This window comes from Rhizobium sp. RAF56 (assembly GCF_052113965.1).
Classification (GTDB): Bacteria; Pseudomonadota; Alphaproteobacteria; order Rhizobiales; family Rhizobiaceae; genus Rhizobium.
Genome location: NZ_JBFRDU010000010.1, coordinates 68,470 through 94,433, shown reverse-complemented (window position 1 = coordinate 94,433; position 25,964 = coordinate 68,470). Strand labels below are relative to the sequence as shown.

The following is a 25,964-nucleotide window of genomic DNA, read 5'->3' as shown; positions in this document are numbered from 1 at the left end:
CGGACGGGAAACCGCGCCCCGGTTTTCATCAGATGGCGCCAACCTCATTGCGCCGCTACGTCGATCGAGCCGCGCATGTTGGGGTGGAAGCGGCAAAAGAAAAAGCCGTTGATTGTGTAGCTGCATGATCATGCGAAAGTCGGCAGGATCTCGCTCGGCGGCATGCTCGACAAGCGCGACGTCACTGAGTTCCGCCGGCAGTATTGCCGGCCTCTGAAATCGTCTGGCGCACCTCTGTTTTAACCATTGGACGCCGGCGCGGGAGTTTCGTTCCCGTGGTTCGACAAAAAGCGCTATTGCGCGGGCCGTTTCGTCTCCGGACGCGCGCCGCCTGACACCCTTTCGGCAAGGCGTTGGATCACGACATAAAGGCCCGGAATGAAGACGAGGCCGATGGTGGTCGCGGCGAGCATGCCGCCAAGGATGGTGACGCCGAGCGCCTGTCGCGCACCGGCGCCGGCGCCGCTTGCAATGACGAGCGGGATCATGCCCAGGATGAACGAGATCGCGGTCATCATCACGGCGCGGAAGCGCTGTGAGGCGGCGTTGACGGCTGCCTCCACGATGGACCTGCCTTCCTTTTCGCGCTCGACGCGGGCGAACTCGACGATGAGAATGGCGTTTTTCGACGCCAGCCCGATCAGGAGCACGATGCCGATCTGCGCGTAGAGGGAGTTTTCCAGTCCCGTCACGAAGAGCGCCAGCACCGCGCCGAAGGCAGCGAAAACAAGCGAGAGGATAATCGCGATCGGCAGCGTCCAGCTCTCATACTGTGCGACGAGGAAGAGGAAGGCGAAGACCAGCGCCAGCGCGAGGATCATCGGCACTTGCGCCGCCGATTGCCGTTCCTGCAGGGAAAGCCCCGACCATTCGTAGCCGTAGCCCGGTGGCAGCGTGTCTGCGGCGACCTGTTCGAGCGCCGTCATGGCGCTGCCGGAGCTGACGCCCGACGCCGGAATGCCGTTGACCTGTGCCGCCTGGAAAAGATTGTAGCGAGAGAGCGTGAACGGCCCGAGGTCCGGCTTGAGCGTCACCAGCGTCGACAACGGCACCATGGCGCCGTCGCGGCTGCGGACATGGACGTTGCGGATGTCGTCCGGAATTGAGCGGAACTGGCTGTCTGCCTGCAGGTTGACCTGGAAGGACCGGCCCGAATGGGTGAAATCGTTGACGTAGCGGCTGCCGAAATTGGCGCCGAGCGTCGAATAGATCTGGCCGACGCTGATGCCGAGGCTTTCGGCACGATCGCGGTTGATATCCACGAAAATGCGCGGCACGTCGGCAGAAAACGAGCTGGAGGCAAACGCGATTTCCGGCTTTTGGGATGCAGCAGCGGTCAGCGCCCGTGTCACCTGCATCAAGTCTTCCGGCGACTGGCCGAGACGGGCCTGAAGGCGGAAATCGAGGCCGCCGACCTGTCCGACACCGGGAATTGGCGGCGGCGCGAAGACCGCGACGTTGGCTTGCGGGATGGAGGCAAAGCGCGCGTTGAGGCTCGCGAGAATTGCGTCGGCGGAGAGTTCGCGGCTGGACCGCTTTTCCCAGGGGTCGAGCGTGACGATGGCGAAGCCGCCGTTTGGAGAGCCGCCGCCTTGGAGCAGGCTGAAGCCCGCGACCGAGATCACCTTGGCGACCCCCGGCGTGGCGTTCAGCACGGCTACGACCTGTTGCAGCGTGTCCTCGGTCCGCGACAGGGCGGCCGCGTTCGGCAGCTGGACGTCTACGAAAAGGAAGCCCTGATCCTCGTTCGGAAGGAAAGAGGAGGAGACGCGCAGGAAGAGCAGTGCCGCAAGCGCGGTCGTCGCGGCAAGCGTGCCGATAACGATCAGGATCCGGCGTAGCGTCGTCTCCACGAGGCGGGTGTAACCGTTGCGACTGCGTTGCAGCATCGCTTCGAACCAGGCAAGCAATCCGCGCGGTTCGGCCGGCGCGCGTAAGATCGCAGCGGCAATCGCCGGGCTCAGCGTCAGCGCCGTCAGGGATGAGAGCACCAGGGCGGCGGAAATCGTCACCGCGAACTGCTGGTAGAGCTGCCCGTTGATCCCCTGCAGAAACATGGTGGGCACGAAGACGCCGAGGAGCACCATGGTGGTCGAGATGATCGGCCCGGTTACCTGCAGCATTGCCTTGCGCGCCGCACTCGGCGCATCCAGCCCCTCGTCCTTCATGATACGTTGCACGTTTTCCACGACGAGAATGCCGTCATCGACCACCACGCCCGTCGCCAAAATGAGAGCGAGGAGGGTGATGAGGTTGATCGAGTAGCCGGCGACGTAAAGGACGGCGAAGGTAGCGATAAGAGACACGGGAATGGCGAGTGCGGGAATGAGCGTCGCGCGCCAGTCGCCGAGGAAGAGGAAGGTCACCGCCACGACGATGGCGAAGGTGATCGCCAGCGTCACGATGATTTCGTGGATCGAGGCCCGAACGAAGGTGGTGGAATCGTAGACGGGGTCGTAGGCGAGCCCGTGTGGAAACTGCTGTGAGAGCGTCTTGAGTTCCGCCAATACGGCATCGGCAGTGGCTAGCGCGTTCGCTCCCGGCGCCTGATTGATGATCAGCATGGCGCCGGGCGCGGTGCCGAGGCGCACGCTGGACGTATAGCTCTGCGCGCCCAGTTCGACGCGCCCGATATCGCGCACGCGTACCAGCGCGCCGTTGGCGCCGGTCCTGACGACGATGTCGCCGAACGCCTGGGCGTCCTCCAGCCGGCCCTCTGCGATCAGCGTGTATTGCACCTGCACCTTGCTGTCGGAGGGCGGCGCACCGACCTGGCCGATGGAGGCCTGGATATTCTGTGCCTGGATCGCAGCAGCGACGTCGTCAGGCGTGATCTGGAGGGCGGCCATCCGCACCGGATCCATCCAGACGCGCATGCTGTATTGCGACGAGCCCATGACCGAGGCCTCGCCCACGCCCTTTACGCGCGAAAGCGGATCCGTCACGTTCATCGACAGATAGTTGGCGATCTCCAGCGCGCTCATCGAGTTGTCGGGCGAATAGAAGCCGACCGCAAGAAGGAAGTCGGGAGAGCTGGCGCGGACCGTGACGCCGTGTTGCGACACGGCGGTCGGAAGCTGCGGCATGGCGAGCTGGGCACGGTTTTGCACGTTGATCTGCGCCAGATTGGGGTCCGTTCCGACCGCAAAGGTGACCGTCAGCGTGTAGGTGCCGGAGTCCGAACTGCTCGACGACATGTAGATCATATCGTCGACGCCGTTGATCGCCGACTCAAGGGGATCGCCGACCACCTGGGCGATCACCTCGGCATTGGCGCCGGGATAAAAGGCGGTGACACTGATCGTCGGCGGCGTGATGTTAGGGTACTGCGCGACGGGAAGGCCGAGCACCGCAAGCGCGCCGGCAAGGCACAGGATAATGGCAAGGACGCTCGCAAAGCGCGGGTGGGCGATGAAAAAGCCGGAAATCATGGCTGTTGCTCGACCGGCTGCACGGCGATGCCGTCGGTGAGACGCTGCGTGCCCTGGATGACGATCTTCTCCCCCGCCTTCAAGCCAGAGCTGACGGCCCAGAAGTCACCAAGCTTGGCGCCGGTTTCGATCCGACGCTGCTGGACTTTGTTGTCGGAGGTCAGCACATAGACGAAGCGGCCGTCGCGATCCTGCAGCACCGCCGATTGCGCCACCGCCGGGCCGGTCGCCACCTGCTGGCTGCCGACGGCGAGCTTCACGAACTGGCCTGGCATGAGGACGCCGTCTGGGTTTGGGAAGATGACGCCGACCGTTGCCGTCCCAGTGCGCGGATCGATCTCCGGGCCGACGAATTCGATCTTGCCTTCCTGATCATAGGCCGCGCCGTTCGGCAAAGTCAGCGTGAGCCTGCGCGGCGATTTCTGCAGGGACTGCGTCTGCCTGTAGGTAACGACGTCTCCTTCCGGAACGGAAAAGACGACGCGGATCGGGTCGACCTGCACGAGCCGGGCAATCGGTCCGGAATCGGTGCCGACCAGGTTGCCGGTGGTAAAAAGCGGCTGGCCGATGCGACCGGAAATCGGGGCGGCAATGCGCGTATAGGAGAGATCGAGGTCGGCCTTGGAGAGGCTTGCCTGCGCGCCGGCTACATCGGCCTCGGCGACGTTGAGGGCTGCCTGCGCATCGTCGAGCGCCGAGCGCGCCGTCGCGCTGCGGCTGACGAGGTCGGCGTTGCGGTCGCGGGTGATGAGGGCCTGCTGGCGGCTGGCCTCCGCGCGCGCAAGCTGCGCCTTGGCAGCGGCGACCGCGGCCTCATAGCGGGCGGGCTCGATGATGAAGAGAACGTCGCCCTTCTTGACGAAGGCGCCTGGAGCAAAGCCGATCTTTTCGACGAAACCGGGCACGCGGGCGCGCAGATCGATTGCCTCCAACGCCTCGACGCGGCCGATGTTTTCGACCGGCGGGTCGATCTCCCTTTCAGCGACGGCTGCGACGATGACGGAGGGTGCCGGCCGACCGGCGGAACCCTGCTGCGCGAGCGCCGTGGACCCGCAGAGGAGGACGAAGCAGCAGGCGATGGAAGAAACATGCTGGAGGAGCTTATTCGTGTCGCAACGATATCTTTCAGACAAGTTGCCAAGCCTCCAAACTATGTCCGCTTACGCAGATGCAACCTCTGATTTTTAAAACACTCAATTTTCAGGCAAAAACTGCGCGGCGTTTGAACGGATTAGGAACTCATTCACATTCGAGCGCAAGTGATTTTATTGTAAAAGCAACGGCAATTGAGATCGGCAGCGCTTGGCCGCATCGCGATGAAAGGCTTTGCGGATCGACGTAAAAAAGGGAGAAGAGCGAACGTCTTCTCCCTTAATGATTGCGTCGATGTATAGTGTTGCGTGCTATCCCCGGCGGCGGCGCAGCTGATCGAAATAGACGATGATGATGATCAAGATGCCGGTGATGATGCGTTGCCAGAACGAGTTGACGTTCAGAAGGTTGGCGCCGTTATTAATGGTCGCGAGGATGAAGGCTCCGATCAGCGGCCCGTGGATGGAGCCGACGGCGCCGAAGAGGCTGGTGCCACCGATGACGCTCGACGCGATCGCCTGCAGCTCCCACCCATCCGCCTGCGTGGCGTTGCCGATGCCGATGCGCGAAGCAAGGAGCACGCCGACGAAGGCCGCGCAGGTCGCGGACAGAATGTAGGCGGCGTAAATCATGCCGTTGACGTTGACGCCGGAAAGGCGCGCGGCCTCGCGGTTGGAGCCGACGGCGAAGAGATAGCGGCCCCATCGGCTGAGATGCAGGAAGACATACCCTGGGATCGCGATCACGATCACCATCCAGAACAGGCTTGGGACGCCGAGGAAATCGGTGACCGCGAAATTCGTGAAGGCCTCGTTCGTGATGTTGATCGTCGCGCCGTTTGTAATGAGAAGTCCGATGCCTCGCAGCGCCGTCAGTGTCGCGAGTGTGATGATGAAAGGCGGCAGTCCCATATGGACGATGCCGAAGCCGTGGAATGTCCCGATCGCGACGCCCATCAGAAGCGTCAGCGAGATGGCGATCCACAGCGGCACGCCGGCCTGCAGAAGCCAGGCGATGATCACGCTGGTGAACCCGACGATCGCGCCGACGGAAAGGTCGATGCCGGCGGTGATGATGACGAAGGTCTGGCCGACGGCGAGGATCGCCGTCATCGCGCCCTGCCGTAGAAGATTGCTGACGTTGACGGGGGACCAGAAGCTCTTGGTCATGAACGCCAAGAAAATCCACATCAGGATCAGCAGACCGATCAGCGTCAGGCTGAAGAGGATGTTCATCTTGCGCCGGGGGGCGGGGGCGACACTATCGGCGGAGCTAATGGTCATGTTCTTCCCTCGTCAGGCTTGGATTGTTGTTCTATCTATTTGTTTTTACGTAATTCCGGACGGAAAACCGCGTCGCATTTTTCCTGGATTTGCTCTAGCGCTCAGACACCGATCGCTTCGCTTAGGACTTCCTCGTGCGACGCCGTATGATAGCCGTGGCTCGCGACGGCCTGTCCACTCCGGAACACATGCAGCGTGTCGGCCAGTTCGTAGACCTCGGGCAGATAGGACGAAATCAGGATGATGCCCGCGCCGTCCTTCAGGAGCTTGGCGAACAGGCGGTAGATTTCCGCCTTGGTCCCGACATCGACCCCGACGGTCGGCTCGTCGAAGATGAAAAGCCGCGCGCCGTAGCTCAGCCATTTGCCAATGACGACCTTCTGCTGGTTGCCGCCCGACATGGCCGATACGAGCACGCGGCGGCTCGGCGTCTTGATGCTGAGGTCGCGGATCTGCTTGTCGGCGTTGGCCGACTCGTCGCCACGCCTGATGACCGGGCCGCTGCTCAAGCGTTTGAAGACCGGCAGGTTAATGTTGAGCCCGATCGGCAAGTTGAGGCAAAGCCCCTGGTCGCGACGGCTCTCAGGCGCAAGCGCAATGCCAAGTTCCATGGCGTCCCGCTCGCTGCGGATATCCACCTTGCGGCCCTGCCAGTGGATTTCGCCCGCCGATAACGGCTGGCGGCCATAAAGGCCGAGCGCGAATTCGCTGCGGCCGGCGCCGATCAGTCCGTAGAGCCCGACGATTTCGCCGGTGCGGACAGATAAAGAGATGTTTTGGAAGCCGGGACCCGACAGCCCCCGCGCCTCAAGGATCGTCTCGCCGATCGGGATCTTTTCCTTATGATAGATCTGCTCGATCGAGCGATTGATCATCAGCGCGATCAATTCCGCATCGTTGGTTTCGCCGATCGCGCGCGTGCCCACATGCGTGCCGTCGCGCAGCACCGAGACGCGGTCGGCGAGTTCGAAGACTTCTTCCATGCGATGGCTGATATAGACGATCGTCACGCCCTCGGCCTGAAGGCGGCGGATCAGCTTGAAGAGCTGCGCCGATTCCTGCCTGGTGAGATAGGCGGTCGGCTCGTCGAAGATCAGGAATTGCGTGCCGCGCATGGCGGCGCGGGCGGTTGCGACCAGCTGCTGCTGGCCGATGGTAAGCGAGCTTAACGGCGCGCCGGCAGGGAGCCCGAAGCCGAGATCGTCGAGCACGTTCTGGGCCAGCTTCTGCATCTGCCCCTTGCGCATCAGCCCGTAGCGATTGACCTCGTCCCCGAGGAAAAGATTGGCCGCGACCGTCAGATGCGGGCACAGCACCACCTCCTGATGGACGGCGTTGATGCCGCGCGCAATCGCCTCGTTGGGCGTGGCGAGCTGGACGGGATGGCCGCACCAATAGACCTCGCCGGAGGTGCGGCGAATGACGCCGGTCAGAAGCTTGATGAGCGTCGACTTGCCAGCGCCGTTTTCACCGACGATAGCGTGGATCTCACCGGCAAGAAACGTGATCGACGCCGGTTTCAGTGCTTCGACGTAGCCGTACTTCTTCTGCAATCCCCTGAGTTCGAGGATCGGCGAGCCGGCGGGAATGCGCTGCGCTTCTGTTTTCGTGGCGCTGTCGTCGTGCCGGTGGCTGATCTCTTCGAGGCTCGCCATGTCCAACTCCTCCCCCTGATTTCACTATTGTTCGGGGCGGCCGCAAGGCAAACCCGAATGCAGGTAGGACCGCGCCGGGGTTGCCGGCGCGGGGTAGCTGTTACTTGACCTTCGGATTGATCAGCGCGTCGATCTTCGGGTCGGACATGTTGGCCTTCGTCACCAGGTTTGCGCCGGTGTCGACGTTTGCTTCGACCTTTTCGCCCTTGGAGACGGCAAGCGCGGTCTTCACGCCGTCATATCCCATGCGGTAGGGGTCCTGGACGACGAGGCCGGCAAGCACTCCCTGCTTCAGGAAACCGACGGTTTTGTCGTCGCTGTCGAAGCCGATGACCTTGATCTTGTCTCCGAGCTTGTTTTCGGCGATCGCCTGGCCGACGCCCTGCGCCATGATCAGGTTGGAGGCGAAGACGCCGACGAGATCCGGGTTGGCGGTGATCAGGTCGGTCATCATGTTGAGGCCGGTGGTCGCCTGACCATCGGCATATTTGTCGGCGATAACCTGCAGGCCGGGATACTTCGTCTTGACCTGATCGAGGAAGCCTTCGCGGCGCTGATCCAGCGAACCGACGCCAGGCAGGTTGGTGATGATCGCAACCTTGCCTTCGACCTTGCCGGACATTTCCTTGAGGGCTGCGGCGAGACCGTCGGCGGCGATGCGTCCGCCCTGGGTATTGTCGGTCGTCAGGAACGAGGAGAAGGCCTTGGAGTCGGCTGCCGAGTCGATGCCGATGATCGGCACGATCTTGGCGGCCTCATCCACGGGCTTGCCGAGCGCCTTGCGCTCCGTGGGGGCAATCACGACGGCGGCGGGCTTGTTGGCGACAGCATTTTCCAGAATGCTGATCTGGCCGTTGATATCTGCTTCGGACTGGGCGCCCAACTCCGGCACGTTGACGCCGAGATCCTTGCCCGCAGCGCGCGCGCCGGCGAGAACGATCTGCCAGTAGAAGGATGTCGTATCCTTGACGATGATCGGGATGGTCACGTCCGCGGCGAAGGACGCGGTCGGAAGGGCAGCAGCAATCATCGCCGCACCGGCGAGACCGGTGAACATGCGGCGAGAAAGCAGGGATTTCGCAATTTTCATTGTCTTCTCCTCTCGATGCGTCCTTCTCCTGCGGACCAGCCGTCGAACGCTTGCGGCCGGGACCATGGATTCTCGATGGAACCACGTTGCGCCGCCGGGACGGCTGCGCAGAACAGGCTTTCCTCCTCCAGTCGGACCGCCGCTTCCGGCGGAACGATAGTTCTCTCCTTTTCGTCAGACCCGGACGGCCGCTTCTCCAAGCGGCGGCGCGACCAGGGTGAAATCCTCGCATTCGGCATAGAGTCTCTCCGGCACGGAGGTCTCGACAAGTGCCATATTGCGAACAAGGCTCGATGCTTTCGCAGTGCCGATCAGCACGGAGGCCACGACCGGATTGCGTAAGGGAAACAACATGGCAGGCGCCGCCAGCGGCACGTCATGTCTCTTTGCAATCTCCTCCATCGCCTGCACCTTGGCAAGCACGTCGTCGGAGGCGGGACGATAGTCGAAAGGCGCATCCTTAACGGCGCCGGTGGCCAGGATGCCGGAATTGAAGACGCCGCCGATGACGAGCGAGGTGCCCTTCCGCTCGCAGAGCGGCAGGAGTTCGGCGACGGCCGAGCGGTCGAGGAGCGTGTAGCGGCCGGCAAGCAGAATGCAGTCCAAATCGGCCTCATGCATCACATCAAGGCAGACCGGTATCTCGTTGACACCAAGACCATATGCTGAAATTACGCCTGAAGATTTCAGCTCCTCCAGCGCCTTGATGCCGGATCCGAGCAGCTGTGCCTGCAGCTCGGCATTGCGCGCCTTGCCGTGGGTATAGCCGCCGATGTCGTGGACATAGAGAATGTCGAACCGGTTGAGGCCCATGCGGGCATAGCTGAATTCCACCGAACGCATGATGCCGTCGTAGGAATAGTCGTAGTCCGCATCGAAGGGCAGCGCATCGATGAAGCCGTATTCCGTCGGCGCCGCGGCGACCGGCCGCAGCAGCCGGCCGACTTTGGTCGAGAGGACAAAGCTGTCGCGCGGTTTGTCGCGCAGGAAGTCGCCCATATAGCGTTCGGCAAGGCCCAGACCGTACCACGGTGCGACGTCGAAATAGCGGATGCCGCTATCCCAGGCGGCTTGCAGCGTCTCCATGGCCTGGTCGCGCGGGCAGGCGCGGTAGAGGCCGCCGAGGGGCGCCGCGCCGAAGCTGATTTCGCTGACCTCGATGTTGGTGCTGCCGATCTTCCGCGTCTTCATCATGCCTCCCGCATGTCTTTGGGCGCCTTAAAGCGTCGCCCCGAGATGCCAGGGCACGAACTCGTTGTCGCCGTAGCCGAAGGCTTCGCTCTTCGTCTGTTTCCCGGACGCGATCTCGATGATCAGCTCGAAGATTTCGCGGCCCTTGCCGGCGATGGTGGCATCGCCGGTGACGATCGTGCCGCAATCGATGTCCATGTCCTCTTCCATCGACTGATAGAGGGCCGAATTGCTGGAAAGCTTGAAGGACGGCGCCGGGCGCGCGCCAAAGCAGCTGCCTCGGCCTGTCGTGAACGCGATCATGTTCGCGCCGCCGGCGACCTGGCCGGTCGCCGAGACCGGATCGTAGCCGGGCGTATCCATGAAGACGAGGCCGTGCTCGGTCACGCGCTCCGCATAGCCGTAAACGGCCGTCAGCGGCGAGCGTCCGCCCTTGGCAACCGCGCCGAGCGACTTTTCGAGAATGGTCGTCAGGCCGCCGCGCTTGTTACCGGGCGAGGGGTTGTTGTCGAGCGAGGCGCCATGCAGCGCCACGTATTTTTCCCACCAGGATATCTTGTCGTCGAGCTTGGCGGCGACGGCGTCGGTGACGGCGCGGCTACGCAGGAGATGCTCGGCGCCATAGATTTCGGAGGTCTCGGAGAGGATGGCGGTGCCGCCCGCCGCGGCGAGGATGTCGACGGCAGCTCCAAGCGCCGGATTGGCGGTGATCCCCGAAAAGCCGTCGGAGCCGCCGCATTGCAAGCCGACCACGATTTCGCTGACCGGGATCGGCTCGCGGCGGGCATGGCCCACCTCCTCGGCGATCTCCTTCAGCACTCCCATGGCGAGCGCCACAGCCCGGCGTGAGCCGCCGGCATCCTGAATGTTGAAATGCCGCTTGCTCGGACCCGCGCCGCTCTGGCCGTAGAGCGTCAACTGATTGACCTCGCAGCCCAACCCGATCATCAGCACGCCGCCGAAATTGGCGTGGCGCGCATAGCCGGCGATCGTCCGGTGCAGCGTGTGCATGCCGTCATCGGTCGAGCTCATGCCGCAACCCTGGCCGTGCACGATCGGAACGAAACCGTCGATGCCCTCGTAGAGCGGCAGGAGCGTGCGGTTTGCCTCTTCCGCAATGGCGCGGCAAACCGTGGTGGAACAGTTCACGGAGGCGATAATGCCGATGAAATTGCGCGTTGCTGCACGTCCGTCCGCCCGGCGAAAGCCCATGAAAGTGCGCGTCTTGTCCGCTTCCGTCGCGACCTCGGGTGCCGCCGAAGCGGTGGCGGAAAGCCTGTCGTTTTCGAAATGGAGATTGTGGCTGTGAACGTGGTCGCCTGCCTTGACGTCGGCGGTGGTGCGGCCGATCGCTTGACCGTATTTGACGACAGGGGTGTTCAAGGGGATGTCGCGGATGGCGACCTTATGGCCGGGGTCGATTTTCTCACGGGCTGTCAAACCGTCGCCGACCGGGGCTCCGGGCGCAATTACCGCCGTCGCGACCGCCACGTTGTCGCCTTCCGACAATACGATCCAAGGTTGCCTGTTCAACTCTATCTCCTTGAAACAGAAAAAACTTGATTAGTCGCAGTAGATTGATTTTGTTTTTTATCTACAATAAACATTTCGAAGTCAACGGGGAATATTGACGCACTCGTCGTGACGTTCGGCAGAGGCCGGCGGCGCATCAAGGTCGCGGCGGTTGGGCATTGCGGAAGGGACGGGCCATGGCGAGACAAAATACGCTCTTCAAAGAGGCGTTCAACCGCTATGCGGCGATGCTCACGCCTGACGAAGCGTTGCCCTCGGAGCCGGAGATCGCAACGCGACTGGGCATCAGCCGCAGCACGGCGCGCGCGATCCTCATGCGTCTCGACGAGGTCGGCATCATCAGCTGGAACAAGCGGCAGAAGACCGTCCTGCGCGTGGTGACGGAAGAAGACCTTTTTCCCGAAGCGGAAACCAACTCGCTTCACGACATCATCGAACGCCGCTTCATGGTGCGGATACTGTCCGACGAGGCCCAGCCGGGCATGCAGATCAACGAGCTGGAGCTGGCACGCGAGATCGGCACCAGCACTACCAGCATGCGGGAGTTCCTGATCCGCTTCAGCCGTTTTGGCCTGATAGAAAAGCGCCCGAACAGCCACTGGATCCTGAAAGGCTTCACCCGCGAGTTCGCGCTGGAGCTTGCGGACGTGCGGGAAATGTTCGAGCTCCATTCGGCGGCCGAATTCGGCAGGCTGCCGCCGGATCACCCGGCCTGGGGCGACCTGGCAGCGACCGAGGTGGAGCATCGAGATCTGCTCGCCGAATTCGACGCGCGCTACCGCGACTTCTCGCAGCTTGACGAGAAGTTCCATCTGCTCATTCATCGCGCCGCGCACAACCGTTTCATCGCTGATTTCTACGACGTGATTTCGGTCGTGTTTCATTATCACTACCAGTGGAGCAAGGCCCACGCCCGAGAGCGGAATTTCAGGGCGATCGAGGAGCATCTCGACTATATCGCCGCCCTGCAATCGCGCGATCCGACGCGCATCGAGAAAGCGTGCCGCACGCATCTGCGTTCGGCGCGGCAGACGCTTCTGCAGTCCATTTCCCTTGGCCCGAACAGCAAGGCGGCGAACGCATGACGAGCCGACAGGCTTTCGCGCGCCAACGATGTCGGCGCGATCGCTTTACGAGGGCCCGCGGGGCGGATAGACAGTGCGGCAAACGAGGAGAGTTTCATGGCGCAGTCCAGACCGGTCTTTCACTTCAATTCCATCATCGTTCGCACGCCGTCGCGCTCGGTCGTCAACGGCCTGCGTGCCGATGACCGGGGCAATCCAACCTATGACGGCGTGAAGGCGGAACACGACGCCTATATCGCCGCCATGCGGGCAGCCGGCGTCGAGGTAACGGTATTGCCGGCGCTTGAAGACTTTCCCGATTCGGTCTTCGTGGAGGATCCGGCGCTCGTCTTTGGCGAAGGCACCATCCTGCTGCGTCCCGGCGCCGAGAGCCGCCTTAAGGAAACGGCGGAGATCACCCCAACGTTAAAGGCGATGTTCGAGACGGTTCTCGAACTGCCTGCCGTCGGCTATGCAGATGGCGGCGACGTGCTGACGGCGCCGAAGAGCGTGATGATCGGCCTTTCCGCGCGCACCGACAGAGCCGGGGCGGACGCCCTCGTCGAGTGCCTGGCCAAGCTAGGGCGCAAGGGCGAAATCGTCGCGACGCCCGAAGGCGTGCTGCATTTCAAGACGGATTGCTCGCTGCTCGACGAGGAAAGCGTGCTTTCCACGGCTCGGCTTGCGCGTTCTGGGGTGTTCAACGCGTTCAAGCAGATCATTATTCCGGAAGGCGAGGAAGCCGCGGCAAACGCGCTCCGCGTCAACGACGTGGTCATGGTGGGATCCGACTACCCTCGCACGATCGAGATGCTGGACAAGCTCGGCTACAACGTCGTTCCCCTTAAGACGACCGAGATCGGCAAGATCGACGCGGGGCTGTCCTGCATGTCGCTCCGTTGGTATCGCTGATCGCGCGAATCGCGCTTAATGTCTTCTGTGCCGACCGCCGCCGTTGACCAGGCTGACAACGACAATTGCGGCCAGCGCTGCCATGAGCACGAAGTCAAAAACCGTGAGCAAGTGCAGTATCGCCATCGTTTTCTCCTCCTCGCGAGGAGAACGCACCTCGTCGCGATTTGTTCCCTGAACGATTGCGATGAGGCGTTGGGATCGCGGTTTGCGACCGGAAAACGAGCAGACGGCGTCGCGTACGGGTAAAAACGCCACGCCTTTCCTAAATTTGCGCATATAAACGATGAAATTTGTGCGTTTCGCCTTGTTGCTCGCCCGCTAGAGGCGTATTTTCATTAATGATCAAGACCTTCGGGGCAAAATCCTGCCGCGGGGAGGTTCCCGCGCATGCAGCGGTCGCTGCGACACTGAGTGACTTCGATGCTGACCAAAAAAGGAAAATACGGATTGAAGGCGCTTGCGGATCTCGCGCGTCTTCAGCCCGGTGAAACCGCCTTCATCAACGACGTTGCGTCCCGCAACAACATTCCGAAGAAGTTTCTGGACACCATTTTGCTGGAGCTTCGCAACGCCGGCATGCTGAGATCGAAGAAGGGCCCCGGCGGCGGCTACTCGCTGTCGCGTCCGGCCTCTGAAATTCGCATCGGCCATGTGATCCGAACGCTTGACGGGCCGCTCGCGCCGATCCGCTGCGCCAGCCGCACGGCCTACGAGGCTTGCGACGATTGCGCCGATCCGGAGCGCTGCCAGGTGCGTCGCTCGATGACGGAAGTGCGCGATGCGATCGCAACCATTCTCGACGGCATGACCTTGGAAATGTTCGTTGCGAGCGGTGGCATCGACCTCGACGAGCAGGATCCGCTGCTCTCCAAGACCGCCTGAGCCAAGACATGCCTCATGCCGATCGGGAACAAAAAGCCTCGAAGTGCGTTTTAGGGCGGGGTTGTCGGGTAGCTTTCCGAGGCGTAGGGGATTCTTTCATCCATCGAAGCCTGGCTGGACGGCGTCCGGACTGGGTTTTGCAGTGAACATGGTTGGAAGCTTTCGTTTCCCATTTCGATCCGTACCGATGATCCTGGCTGTCGGGGCGATCATTCTATTCGGCATCGTGTTGAGCGCGTTCTACGTCGCTCAGCGTGCGGCTGACGAGGCAGATAACGCCGTGGCCGCAAATCGGCTGAATATCCGCGTGCTCAGGCTCCTGAATGCGGCGCAGGGCGCCGAAACCGGCCAACGCGGCTACCTGCTGACGGGGGAGGAGCGTTATCTCCAGCCCTACACGGCCTCATCCGCGACGGTGACCTCCGAGGCGGACGCGATCGGGCCGCTGCTTCTCACTCTCGGAGTGCCACAGGCGTCGGTCGACGAGCTGCGAAACGTGCTGACCCAAAAGCTTGAGGAAATGCAGCGAACGATCGAGTTGCGTAAGTCGGGCGATGCGGCGGCGGCGGTGGCGCTGGTCAAAACGGGCCGAGGGCTCGCACTGATGGACGAGGTTCGTGATCTCATGGACGATATCCAGCAGCGCGGCATTCAGAACTCGACGGGGCATGTCGCGGCACTGCGATCGACCACAGGTTGGCTTTCGGTCGTGATTGCGGTCAGCGCAGCGCTCCTGGCGTTGCTGGCCGGCGGTGCCGTCAAGCTGGTCTACGACCACGCCGCCGAATTGGAGGCGGCGCAGCGTCAGCTTTCCCGCGCGAACGAGACGCTGGAGGAAATGGTTGACCTGCGCACCCAGAGCCTGCGGCGGGCAAATACCGAGTTGCAGACCTACGCCTATATCGTCAGCCATGATCTGCGCGCGCCTCTCGTCAATATCATGGGATTTACCGAGGAACTCGACAGGGCTGCCGCCATTTTTCGCAGCTATCTGACAAGAACCAGAGCTGACCCTTCCAAGCCGGACGATAAAACCGTCGTGGAAGCTGTCGAGACGGACATCCCCGAAGCGCTCGGCTTCATCCGCGCCTCGATGCGCCGGATGGACAATCTCATCAATCAGGTGCTCATCATGGCGCGGGCGGGAAACCGCGAGCTTCAAGCCGAAAGGATCAGGCTGTCGGAGCTCGTCGAAGAGTGTTGCACCACGCTTAAGCACCGCATCGACGAGCGCGGTGTTTCCATCGACGTGGCGGGCGGGCTGCCGGAGGTGCATTCGGATCGGGCTGCGCTGCAGCAGATCGTCGCCAACCTGCTCGACAACGCCATCAAGTATCTGGATCCTTCGAGAGTGGGGATGATTGCGATTAAGGGCTGGCGCGCCGGCACGCATGCTATCTTGGAAGTTCGCGACAACGGCCGCGGTATTGCCCCGGGCGACCAGGAGCGGATTTTCGAGCTGTTTCGTCGGTCGGGACGCCAGGACCAGCCGGGCGATGGGGTCGGGCTAGCGCATGTGCGCGCCCTGACGCGACGCCTCGGTGGCGACGTCACGGTCCGTTCGGCACTGGGTGAGGGGACGACTTTTCAGGTGGCCATTGCGGTGGACCTGACACGCATGAAGAAGGACGAAATGGCATGATGGGGGTACCGACCAGCGTGAAGATCGTGATGATCGAGGACGATCTCGGGCATGCGCGGTTGATCGAGAAGAATATCCGGCGCGCCGGCGTAACCAACGAGATCGTGCCCTTCGTGACCGGCGCGGAGGCGATCGATTATCTGCTCGGTCCCGATGGCACGGGAAAGGCCTGGCGGGGCGAGCCGATACTCATCCTGCTCGATCTCAACCTGCCCGACATGAACGGCCTCGATATTCTGGAGAAGGTAAAGAACAGCATCCACATGCGGCGCGCCATGGTCATCGTGTTGACGACGACCGACGACCCGCGTGAGATCGGCCGGAGCTTCGATCTCGGCGCCAATGTCTATGTCACCAAGCCGATGCAGTATGACAATTTCGTACACGCGATCCAGCAACTCGGCATGTTCGTCGCCATTATGAAGATACCGGAGGTCGAATGAGCGGCGAGACCCACGACAGGGATACACTGACGCAGGTCCTTTACATCGACGACGACGAGGGGCTCGGACTGCTGATGAGCAAGAACCTTGAGCGTCGCGGCTATAAGGTGCATCTGGCTTCCAATGGGGCCGCCGGCCTTGCGCGTCTTGCCGACGGCGACATCGACGCAATCGTGCTCGACCACTTCCTGCAAGGCGAGACAGGTCTCGACATTCTGCCCTGCATTGTCGCCTTGCCCAACCATCCACCGGTGATCTATGCGACGGGCTCGAGCGATACCGGCGTCGCGGTCGCAGCCCTGAAGGCGGGCGCCGACGACTATGTGCTGAAGGGGCTTGCACCCGATTATTTCGATCTCCTGGCAGCTGCGCTCGACCAGGGATTGGAGCGCGCTCGCTTCCGCCGCGAGACACTGGAAGCGCAGGAGGTCATCCGCCAGCAGAAGGACCGCGCCGAACTGCTCTTGGCCGAGGTCAATCACCGCATCGCCAACAGCCTCGGTCTCGTGGTGGCGCTGATCCGCATGCAAGCTTCCGTCACGGCCGACCAGAAGACCATCGATGCGCTCCAGGAAACGCAGCTGCGCATAGCCGCGATCGCCAACGTTCATCGCAGGCTCTACACCAGCCAGCAGGTCGGCACGGTCCAGGTCGACGAATATCTGGAGAGCCTTCTCAATGAACTCGAGACTTCGATGCAGGACGAGAAGCGACCGCATCGAGTGACCCTCAGTTGCGATGCCGTGAATATCGCGACGGACAAGGTAATCACGCTCGGCCTCATCATCAGCGAACTCGTGACCAACGCGTTCAAGTATGCCTATAGCGATGAGACGTCCGGCGAGGTGCGGGTTGTCGTGACACGCGTCGCGGAGGCGCGGTTGCGCGTGGTGGTCGAAGACGACGGCAACGGGTTTTTGCCCGGATCGGCGCCGAAGGGGACGGGGCTTGGAACCCGACTTCTGTCAGCGATGGCAGGCAGCCTGAAGACGGAGATCAGCTTTGATCCCGATGTGAAGGGCACGCGCGCCACGCTGGTCTTCGATATCGACTGAAAAAGGCGAGGCGGGAGGGAAGGATGGCCAGGAACCTGTGTCTGCCTGAGGAGGTTCTGACGTTCTGGTTCGTCGAGTGTGGATTTGACGATTGGTTCGGCGGCGGTAGCGATCTTGACGCTGAAATTCGGCGCCGCTTCAGCGGTACGCATTTGGCCCTTGCTTTTGAGATCCCCGATGAGTGGCGCGCCAGTCCGGAAAACCGGCTGGCGACAATCATCGTGCTCGACCAGTTTCCGCGCAACATCTACCGAGGCACGCCGCTTGCCTTTGCAACGGATGGGCTCGCGTTGCGGGAAGCCAAGGCAGCCGTTGCGGCCGGAGCCGATCAGGCGATCGATCCCGAGCGCCGGCCCTTTTTCTACCTGCCCTTCGAGCACGCCGAGGATCTGGCGGAGCAGGAGAGGGCGGTCATGCTCTTCAAGGCGATCGGCGTCCAGGTTTTCATCGACGCGGCGTTGGAGCACCAGGCGGTGATCGCCGTGCACGGGCGGTTTCCACATCGTAACGCTATCTTAGGGCGGACATCGACGGATGCGGAAAAACGTTATCTGGCCGAACCAGGAGCCGGATTCTGAACGATCCACGCTCGCCGCCTTTGTGTCGCCTTTCTTTGCTTTACAAGGCGACATAACTATCCTGCGCGGCAAGCCCGTGCCGGACCGCGTGGTCGCTGTGATAGTACGAGGAGCTTTGCTTGCGCCTGCCTTTTCCAAAAATTTTCCTATTGATCGCCTTGAGCCTGCCGCTCGGATCGCTGGCCTCCCTCGGTAGTGGCGCGATCGCTCAGGATGCGCCCGTAGCGGCGCCCGCGGAAACGGCCGGTCAAGCAGCGCCGCAGCCGGCCAGCCCGCAGGCACAGCCGGAGCAGGCGGCAAACACCCCGTTCGACCGGTCGCTCGTGGAATTGGAGCAGGCAAAAAAGAAGCTTGCTTCGCTACAGGAGAGCGCCAAGCAGAATTCCAATGACGACGATGCGCTGGTGGCGCTTGTCGGCAAAAGCGAGGAAGTGGGGCGCGTCGCTGCCGGCATCTCCTCACGATTGAAGCCGCGCCTGGACGAGATCAACAACCGCTTGACGCAGCTTGGCGCACCTCCGAAGGACGGGCAGCCGCCGGAAGCGCCGATCGTCACCCAGGAGCGCGACAAGCTGACGGCCGAGCGCGCGCAGCTTTCGGCGATCCTCGGTGATGCCGACAATGTCTCGTCGGCGACGGTACGGCTCTCAAGCGACGTGCTCGCCATGCGGCGCCAGCTCTTCGCCGCGACGCTTTTCAAGCGCACGGAACTCTCTGGCTCGACGTTCGGCGACGCCGGAACAGAGTTCTTGCATGAGACCTCCAATTTCGGCGGCGCGCTTTTAAGCTGGTCGAGCTTCGTGTGGAAGTTCAAGCGGCTGTCGCTGTTTACAGCCGTCTTCCTGTCGCTCGCCGCAGCCTTGATCTTCCTCTCGACCGGCTATCGCGTCTTCGATCGCTACTTCGAGCGGGACAGCAGGATCGAAGACCCGTCCTATGTCAGCCGATTGTCGATCGCCTTCTGGTCGACGCTGATCCGCAGCTTCGCGATCGCGGCTTTTCTGGTCAGTTCGTATCTGTTCCTGTCGAGTTTTAACGTTCTCAGGCCGGACATCGCGCCGATCATGGCGGCGATCTTCGGTTTCATCGGATTGGTCTATTTCGTGGGCCGGGTGACGAATGCGGTCTTTGCGCCGTTCCGGCCGCATTGGCGCCTGGTCAAGCTGTCGAATAAGGGCGCCTATTCGCTGGGGTGGTGCGTGCTGGTCATGGCGATCGTCAACGGCCTGGATTTCGTGCTGAGCCGGGTCAGCGAAGCCATGGGCTCGCCGGTCGTGGTGACGGTTGCCAAGAGTTTCGTTGCGTCGCTGATCATCGGCCTGATCTTCATTGCTGCCTCCTTCGGCCGGCCGATCCTCGCCAAGAACGGCGATCCGGACGCACCGGGGCGGCACTGGCCGCACGGCATGGCGATCATCCTCAGAGTGATCGGCGGGGTGCTGATCTTCACCGCGATGATTGGCTACGTCGGCCTAGCGCGTTTCATCGCCGCGCAGCTGGTGGTGACCAGTGCGGTCATAGCCACGATCTATCTCGGCATTCTCCTCGGCAAAGCGGTCTCCAATCAGGACGCCTTCCCCGAAACGAAGTTCGGCCGCTTCCTTGCGCGCCGGTTCAAGTTCGGAGAAGTCGCGCTCGATCAGGCGAGCCTCGTGGCGGGACTTGCCATTTATGCGCTGGCGCTCGGCACCGGCGTTCCGCTGATATTGCTTTCCTGGGGCTTCCATATCCAGGATCTGGAACTGATCGCCTACCGGCTGTTCACCGAGATCAAGCTCGGCAATATCACCATATCGCTTGTCGGCATCTTCACCGGCGTGCTGTTCTTCGCCGGCGGCTATCTGCTTACCCGATGGCTGCAGCGCTGGCTCGACGGCAACGTCATGGCGCGCGGTCAGGTGGATCTCGGCGTCCGCAATTCGGTCAAGACCGGCATCGGTTATCTCGGCGTCGCCATCGCCGCGATCGTTGGCGTTTCTGCCGCTGGCATCGATCTGTCTAGCCTGGCGCTGGTTGCCTCGGCGCTCTCCGTCGGTATCGGCTTCGGGCTGCAGAACATCGTGTCGAATTTTGTCTCCGGCCTCATCCTCCTTGTCGAGCGCCCCTTCAAGGTTGGTGACTGGATCGTCTCCGGCACGTCGGAAGGCATCGTCAAGCGCATCTCGGTGCGCGCGACCGAGATCGAGACGTTTCGCAAGCAATCGATCATCGTGCCGAACTCCGAGCTGATCAACGCCTCGCTCGGCAACTGGACCCACCGCAACCGCCTGACGCGCGCCGAAATCCCGGTTTCGGTCGGCTGCGACGCCGATCCGCAAAAGGTTATGGATATCCTTCTTGAACTCGTGCGCACCGTGCCGAAAATCCTGAGGAACCCGGAGCCGCACGTCGAATTCCTGAAGTTCGGCCCGACCTCGCTCGATTTCGAGATGCGCTTCTACCTCGCCGATCTTTCCGACGGCATGGGGATCAAGAACAACCTGCGTATCGCGATCCTTCAACGCTTCCGCAACGAAGGCATCGATATCTCCTACCCGCAGCAGGAGCTTCCAATCGCGCGCGGGCCCGCGCTGTCGCGGTTCGTCGCCGTGCCGGAGAGCGCCGAGGAAACGCCCGATCTAGAAGCGGCGAATGAGGAGCCGTCGGCCGTCGTTGAGACTTTGGCTGCGCAGGAAATGCGCGGTCGTGCTCGCCGGCGCACGGAACGCTGATCGGGCCGTGCCTTGACCGTTAAACGACAAGAGCCCGCCCAAGTTTTGGGCAGGTTCCTGTCGTGGTTCCTCTGGCCGGCCGTGTGTGCTCTTACGTGCGCGGCTTCAGGTTTTCCGGGTCGTAGAGCGGCTTGTATCCGACGCCCGCGACTTCGACCGGGTAGGTCTCCCCGAAATATTCGACGTTGAGCTTTCTGCCTACCTGGCAGTGCGACCAGGGAAGGTATGCCAGCGCGATGTTCTTGCCGATCGTCGGGCCGTAGGCGATCGAGGTGGTATAGGAGCGGCGACCGAGTTCGTCGATCAAGACATCGCCGGTTTGCGGATCCATGACGGGCAGAGAGCCGACGGGATAGCGCTTCACGCCCTTTGCATCGACATTATCGGTCATCACCAATGTGCAGAGCATGGCGGGCTGGCTAGCGCGCGCCTTGTATTCCAGATGCTTGGCCCTGCCGCGGAAATCCGCTTCCTTGACCTTCGGGCGGGCGAGGTCGGATTCGATCAGGTTGTACTGGGTCAAGAGGTCGGCGTTCTGCAGGCGCAGGCTCTTTTCCATACGGCGCGAGTTGGCGTAGGTCTCGACGCCGAAGGCCATGACGCCGGTCGCCTGCAGCGCATCCCAGACGGCGAGGCCGTCCTCATACTTCATATGCAGTTCCCAGCCCTGTTCGCCGACATAGGATATGCGGAAGGCAGTTACCGGCTTGCCGGCGATCTCGACCGGCTTGATCGCCGCAAAGGCGAAGTTTTCCGGATCGAGTACCGCCGGGTCGGCGACGACCTTCTTCAGGTTCGCGCGAGCGTTCGGTCCCCAGATCCCGATCGTCACATACTTTTCCGAGACGTCGGTCACCGTGACGTCAAAGCCCTTGTCCTCGGCGATGCGCTTCACATAGTGGAAGTCTCGCGGGCCGGCGTCGGCGCCGTCGATGACACGGCAGCGATCGGCCATGCGGATGACGGTCAGGTCGGCGCGCACCATGCCCTCGTCGTCAAGGAAGTGGGTATAGATGCCCTTGCCGATGTTCGCATCGCCACCGATCTTCGCCGCGCAGATCCACTCCATCAGCTCGACATGGTCGGGACCTTCGACATCGAACATGTAAAAATGCGACAGGTTGACGATGCCGCAATCGTCGCTCATCGCCAGATGTTCGGCGTTCGACACGCGCCAGAAATGGCGGCTGTCCCATTCGTTTTCGCGCACCGGCACCTGATTTCCGTATTTTTCGAGCAGGTGCTCGTTGGCGGCGTAACCATGGGCGCGCTCCCAGCCGCCGAGCTCCATGAAATGACCACCGAGCTCCTTTTCCCGCTCGTAGAATGGGGAACGCTTGACGTTGCGGCCCGTCGCATAGGGCTCGCGCGGGTGAATCGCCGGGAAATAGATCTTCTGAGCTGCTTCGCGGCAGCGGCCCTCGATAAATTTTTCTTCCAGCTGATGCGCATAGAAGCGGGCATAGTCGATGCTGTTGTGATCGATTTCGGTGCGGCCGTCCGTCATCCAGTCGGCGATCAGCTTGCCGTAGCCAGGTCCATCCTTCACCCAGATGGCGACGCAGTACCAGAGGCCGCGGACCTTCTGGCTTTCGCCGCAGGATGGGCCGCCCGCGGCGGAAACCTGCAGCAGGCCGTTGAAGGAATGGCTTTCATTGTAGCCGAGCTCGCCGAGGATCGGGGTCAGTTCCATGGCGCGCTCGAGCGGAGCAATGATCTGCTCCATATCGAGGTCGCGCTGGGAGGGTGAAAGTCGCGCCTCATGCTTTTCAAGAATATCGCGCGGATGGCACAGGCGCGGATTGTCGGTCTCGTAATAACCCCACTCGATCTGGCCGCCTTCACTGGTCTTTGGGTCTCCTGTGTCGCGCATGTAGGCGGAGTTGCCCTGGTCGCGCAGCAGCGGGAAGCCGATATCCTTGCCCGTGCCTTCGAACTCGTTATAGGGACCGAAAAAGGTGAGCGGATGGTCGACCGGCATGACCGGCAGGTCCTCGCCGACCATTTCGGCGATCAGGCGGCCCCAGATGCCGGCACAGACCACGACATGGTCGGCCATGATCGTGCCACGATGGGTGACGACGCCCTTGATGTGGCCGTTCTCGACGATCAGCGACTGGGCGGGCGTATTGCCGAAGACCTGAAGCTTGCCGGATTTTTCGGCAGCGTCGACCAGCTTGCCGGCGACGGTCTGCGAGCGGGGGACGACGAGGCCGGCATCGGGATCGAACATGCCGCCCATCACCTGATCTTCTTCGATCAAGGGGAATTTTTCCTTGATCTCGGCCGGGCTGACGTAGTGGGCGCGGGTGCCGAAGGCCTTTGCCGACGACAGCTTGCGCTTGATTTCCTGCATCCAGGTCTCGTCGCCGACGCGCGCCACTTCGAGGCCGCCGATGCGGGCGTAGTGGCCCATCTTCTCGAAGAAATCGATCGAATATTGCGTGGTCCAGACCGAGAGATAGTCATGGCTCGTCGTGTAGCAGAAGTCCGAGGCATGTGCCGTCGACCCGATGTCGGTCGGGACGCCGGACTTGTCGATGCCGACGATGTCGTCCCATCCGCGCTCGATCAGGTGATGAGCGATCGAGGCGCCGACGATGCCGCCCAGCCCGACGATGACGACCTTCGCCTTTTTCGGAAACTCTGCCATGGAATACGTCCCTAGTTGGTATTTTGAGCCGGATCTTAGAACGTGCTTTAGCGCGATTTGCGCCTGTCTACGACATAATTCGTCCCGCTGTACGACCAGTCCGCAGTAAGGCGATCCGCTTTGCCCGGTGGGCACTCATGCCACTGATAACGTAAGACAAACCGGCATTCCTGCGAACACCTGGTTCGTCAAATACGGCTGCCCTCGTCGAACGCCGTCGGTTGCTCACGAGCAATTAAGAAATATTCAAACGCTTCGCCCTATCGATAGGATTGTTGCGGCACGTTTCAGTCAAAGGTTTGTGATGGCTTACTTGGGTATTTCGGGGATGCAATATTCCGGCGAGGCGCTTTCGGATGCTCGCATCCTCCTCGCGGAAGATTCAAACCTTTTCACGTCGATGATAAGGACCAAGCTCAAGGAGCTGTTTGGAATCGAGGTCGAAATCTGCCGAACCTTCGAGGATCTGCAGATTGCCTACGACCAGTCCGATGAGCCGATCAAGCTGGCAATCTCCAATATCAACCTTCCGGGCGCGGAAAACGGCGAGGCACTGCAGTATCTCGTCGATCTCAGCATTCCGACCATCGTCTTCACCGGCACTTTTCACGAGGCCATGCGAGACCAACTCCTTGCCAAGGATGTGGTCGACTACATCCTGAAGGACAACGTCTTCGCCGTCGACATGCTGGCGGAGTCGATATGCCGTTTCCTCACCAACCACCGCCATCACGTTCTCATCGTCGATGACAGCCCGACGGCGCGCGCGCTGCTCTCGAGCCGGCTGAAGCGCTACAATTTCAGGGTGTCGCTTGCCGAAAGCGGCGCAAAGGCGCTCGAGATCCTGAAAGCCAATGCCGACATCGGGCTTATGATCACCGACTACAACATGCCTGATATCGATGGCTTCGAGTTGACCCGGCGCATCCGCGCCACGATCGGCTCGCACAGGCTTCGGATCATCGGCGTATCGTCCTCGACGGACCGCTTGCTCTCGGCACGCTTCCTGAAGGCGGGCGGCAACGATTTCATGCTGCGCCCCTTCATCGACGAGGAGTTCTACTGCCGCGTAAACCAGAACCTTGACACGCTCCTGCAGATCCAGACGATGCAGCGGCAGCGCGCCGTTGCCTGATGTCGTGATCCAGAAATAGTTGAGGCGCGGCATATATGCCGCGCCTTTTTCATGTCCGAGATGAGAAATCTTTCTCTAGATGACCACGCCTGTCCTGGCCGTCGACATGGTCAGCTTGCGTTCGGCGCGCTCCTGCTGGGGCGAGCGATTGTAGAGTTCGCGGTAACACTTGGAGAAGTGCGACGCCGATACGAAGCCGCAGGCAACCGCCACTTCGACTACCGGCATCGACGACTGGACCAGGAGATGGCGGGCGCGGTCGAGGCGGATTTCAAGGTAGTATCGGGCAGGTGAGCGGCCCATTTCCTGGCGGAACAGCCGCTCGATCTGGCGGCGGGAGAGACCCGCGCCGTCGGCGATCTCCAAGAGCGACAGCGGCTCGGCGAGATTGCTTTCCATCAATTCGATGATCGACAGGACCTTCGAATTCTGTACGCCGAGACGCGCGCGCAGCGGCAGGCGCTGGCGGTCGTGCGGGCTGCGGACCCGGTCGGTCAGTTGCTGTTCGCAGACACGATTGACGAGGTTCTCGCCGAAATCCTGCCCGATCAGATTGAGCATCATATCGAGCGATGCGGTGCCGCCTGCGCAGGTATAGAGGTTGCTGTCTACCTCGTAGAGATCGGCATAGACTTCCGCCTGCGGGAAGCTCTCGGCAAAGCCGGGAAGATTTTCCCAATGAATGGCGCAGCGCTTGCCGTTCAGCAGCCCCGCCTGCGCCAGCACATGCGCGCCCGTACAGAGGCTACCGACCGCGACGCCGCGATTATAGGTTTCGCGCAGCCAGGCATTCACGGACTTGTTCTGGAACTCCTCGACATAGATGCCGGAACAGACGAGCACCATGTTCGGCCGGTTCTCGCCGCTAAGATACCGACGCTCGTCGGCGAGCGACGTATTTACCTCGATGCCGATGCCGCTCGACGAATAGATCTTCTGACCATCCACCGATGCGAGGCGCCATGTATAGGCGGAATATCCCAGCATACGGTTGGCGATCCGCAGCGTTTCAACCGCGGCGGAAAAGGGCAACATCGTGAAATGGGGTACAAGAAAGAAAACCAGCGAACGCTTCTTGGTCTGTGCCTTGCTCATGTGGGAAACCCGTCCTCCGCAGAACCACGCGACATTCCTCGCCTCAATTGCGTCGTGTCGATAGTCTGGAAGCGACGTTCGCATACATAAATGCGGCCACAAAGCTTATTTTGCGACATTTCTAAAATTGGGCGGCAATCCAAGCCACGCTAAGAGCGATGCAGCCGCCAGAAGAGATATATCCATGGAATTCAACAAAAATCTAAATACGTGTATCTGACGGGAGGCGTTGCTCGCTAATGGTTGAGCGGCGCCCCCCGTTTTCCGGTGTCGCAATTAATGCAATCTCGTGCGCTCATCCTCGATGTCGGCCGAAGGCCAGCCGAAGTCCTTGCGCATATCGAACGGCATGGCTTCGATGGCACGCTCCATGCGCCATTGGCGCCAATGGTCAGCGAGGCGATGGGCGTAGGACGAAACCTGTCCGAGCACGCGTGAGCCAGATGCGATAGCGCCGTGACGCTCGCCGGTATGTCTGTAGGTGATCGTAGTCATTTCAGGTTCCTTTCGCCGTAG

General features: G+C 61.7%; 19 protein-coding genes. 9 read left to right on the top strand and 10 right to left on the bottom strand.

What is annotated here, in order from left to right:
* Nucleotides 1-293 precede the first annotated feature (293 nt).
* The 7 genes from AB4048_RS10675 to AB4048_RS10645 form a co-directional block, all read right to left on the bottom strand.
* Nucleotides 294-3,431 (bottom strand): efflux RND transporter permease subunit, encoded by a 3,138-nt coding sequence (locus AB4048_RS10675; protein ID WP_442201926.1) that lies wholly within the window; start codon nt 3,429-3,431, stop codon nt 294-296.
* On the bottom strand, nt 3,428-4,564 hold the full coding sequence (locus tag AB4048_RS10670; protein ID WP_442201925.1) for an efflux RND transporter periplasmic adaptor subunit: 1,137 nt from the start codon (nt 4,562-4,564) through the stop codon (nt 3,428-3,430). The genes AB4048_RS10675 and AB4048_RS10670 overlap by 4 nt, the downstream gene beginning before the upstream one ends.
* Nucleotides 4,565-4,834: 270 nt before the next feature.
* On the bottom strand, nt 4,835-5,806 hold the full coding sequence (locus tag AB4048_RS10665) for an ABC transporter permease (protein ID WP_442201924.1): 972 nt from the start codon (nt 5,804-5,806) through the stop codon (nt 4,835-4,837).
* A gap of 101 nt (nt 5,807-5,907) precedes the next feature.
* The gene (locus AB4048_RS10660; protein WP_442201923.1) at nt 5,908-7,461 is read right to left on the bottom strand and encodes a sugar ABC transporter ATP-binding protein; all 1,554 of its coding nucleotides are present in this window, start codon (nt 7,459-7,461) and stop codon (nt 5,908-5,910) included.
* A 100-nt stretch (nt 7,462-7,561) separates the two neighbouring features.
* Nucleotides 7,562-8,551 carry an ABC transporter substrate-binding protein gene (locus AB4048_RS10655; RefSeq protein WP_442201922.1) on the bottom strand — a complete coding sequence of 330 codons (990 nt, stop codon included), beginning with the start codon at nt 8,549-8,551 and terminating at the stop codon, nt 7,562-7,564.
* Between the two features lie 174 nt (nt 8,552-8,725).
* Entirely contained in the window at nt 8,726-9,742 is a 1,017-nt protein-coding gene (locus AB4048_RS10650) for an aldo/keto reductase (protein WP_442201921.1), read from the bottom strand.
* 27 nt (nt 9,743-9,769) lie between these two features.
* Entirely contained in the window at nt 9,770-11,275 is a 1,506-nt protein-coding gene (locus tag AB4048_RS10645; protein ID WP_442201920.1) for a UxaA family hydrolase, read from the bottom strand.
* A 176-nt stretch (nt 11,276-11,451) separates the two neighbouring features.
* On the opposite strand from AB4048_RS10645, the gene AB4048_RS10640 reads away from it, so the two are divergent.
* The 8 genes from AB4048_RS10640 to AB4048_RS10605 all read left to right on the top strand — a co-directional run bounded on the left by AB4048_RS10640 (nt 11,452) and on the right by AB4048_RS10605 (nt 20,565).
* Nucleotides 11,452-12,360 carry a GntR family transcriptional regulator gene (locus AB4048_RS10640; protein ID WP_442201919.1) on the top strand — a complete coding sequence of 303 codons (909 nt, stop codon included), beginning with the start codon at nt 11,452-11,454 and terminating at the stop codon, nt 12,358-12,360.
* A gap of 96 nt (nt 12,361-12,456) precedes the next feature.
* Nucleotides 12,457-13,251, top strand: a complete 795-nt coding sequence (locus AB4048_RS10635; RefSeq protein ID WP_442201918.1) for a dimethylarginine dimethylaminohydrolase family protein — start codon at nt 12,457-12,459, stop codon at nt 13,249-13,251.
* Between the two features lie 423 nt (nt 13,252-13,674).
* A complete protein-coding gene (locus AB4048_RS10630) occupies nt 13,675-14,136 on the top strand; it encodes an RrF2 family transcriptional regulator (protein WP_442201917.1) in 462 nt (153 codons plus the stop codon).
* A gap of 187 nt (nt 14,137-14,323) precedes the next feature.
* Nucleotides 14,324-15,778, top strand: a complete 1,455-nt coding sequence (locus AB4048_RS10625; RefSeq protein ID WP_442201916.1) for a sensor histidine kinase — start codon at nt 14,324-14,326, stop codon at nt 15,776-15,778.
* Nucleotides 15,775-16,221, top strand: coding sequence for a response regulator (locus AB4048_RS10620; RefSeq protein ID WP_442201915.1), 447 nt, complete (start codon nt 15,775-15,777; stop codon nt 16,219-16,221). Before AB4048_RS10625 ends, AB4048_RS10620 begins: the two co-directional genes overlap by 4 nt.
* On the top strand, nt 16,218-17,276 hold the full coding sequence (locus tag AB4048_RS10615; RefSeq protein WP_442201914.1) for a sensor histidine kinase: 1,059 nt from the start codon (nt 16,218-16,220) through the stop codon (nt 17,274-17,276). Before AB4048_RS10620 ends, AB4048_RS10615 begins: the two co-directional genes overlap by 4 nt.
* 23 nt (nt 17,277-17,299) lie before the next feature.
* Complete coding sequence (locus AB4048_RS10610) at nt 17,300-17,854, top strand: DUF924 family protein (RefSeq protein WP_442201913.1); 555 nt, start codon at nt 17,300-17,302, stop codon at nt 17,852-17,854.
* A gap of 119 nt (nt 17,855-17,973) precedes the next feature.
* On the top strand, nt 17,974-20,565 hold the full coding sequence (locus AB4048_RS10605; RefSeq protein ID WP_442201912.1) for a mechanosensitive ion channel domain-containing protein: 2,592 nt from the start codon (nt 17,974-17,976) through the stop codon (nt 20,563-20,565).
* A 91-nt stretch (nt 20,566-20,656) separates the two neighbouring features.
* Here AB4048_RS10605 and AB4048_RS10600 read toward each other — a convergent pair whose 3' ends face one another.
* Nucleotides 20,657-23,218 carry a GcvT family protein gene (locus tag AB4048_RS10600; protein WP_442201911.1) on the bottom strand — a complete coding sequence of 854 codons (2,562 nt, stop codon included), beginning with the start codon at nt 23,216-23,218 and terminating at the stop codon, nt 20,657-20,659.
* Between the two features lie 304 nt (nt 23,219-23,522).
* Here AB4048_RS10600 and AB4048_RS10595 point away from each other — a divergent pair, with 304 nt between their 5' ends.
* Complete coding sequence (locus AB4048_RS10595) at nt 23,523-24,353, top strand: response regulator (RefSeq protein WP_442201910.1); 831 nt, start codon at nt 23,523-23,525, stop codon at nt 24,351-24,353.
* A 75-nt stretch (nt 24,354-24,428) separates the two neighbouring features.
* Here the strand turns inward: AB4048_RS10595 and AB4048_RS10590 are convergent, their stop codons facing one another.
* Both AB4048_RS10590 and AB4048_RS10585 read right to left on the bottom strand, forming a co-directional pair.
* On the bottom strand, nt 24,429-25,448 hold the full coding sequence (locus AB4048_RS10590) for a GlxA family transcriptional regulator (RefSeq protein WP_442201909.1): 1,020 nt from the start codon (nt 25,446-25,448) through the stop codon (nt 24,429-24,431).
* A gap of 276 nt (nt 25,449-25,724) precedes the next feature.
* Entirely contained in the window at nt 25,725-25,943 is a 219-nt protein-coding gene (locus AB4048_RS10585) for a hypothetical protein (RefSeq protein ID WP_442201908.1), read from the bottom strand.
* Nucleotides 25,944-25,964 lie beyond the last annotated feature (21 nt).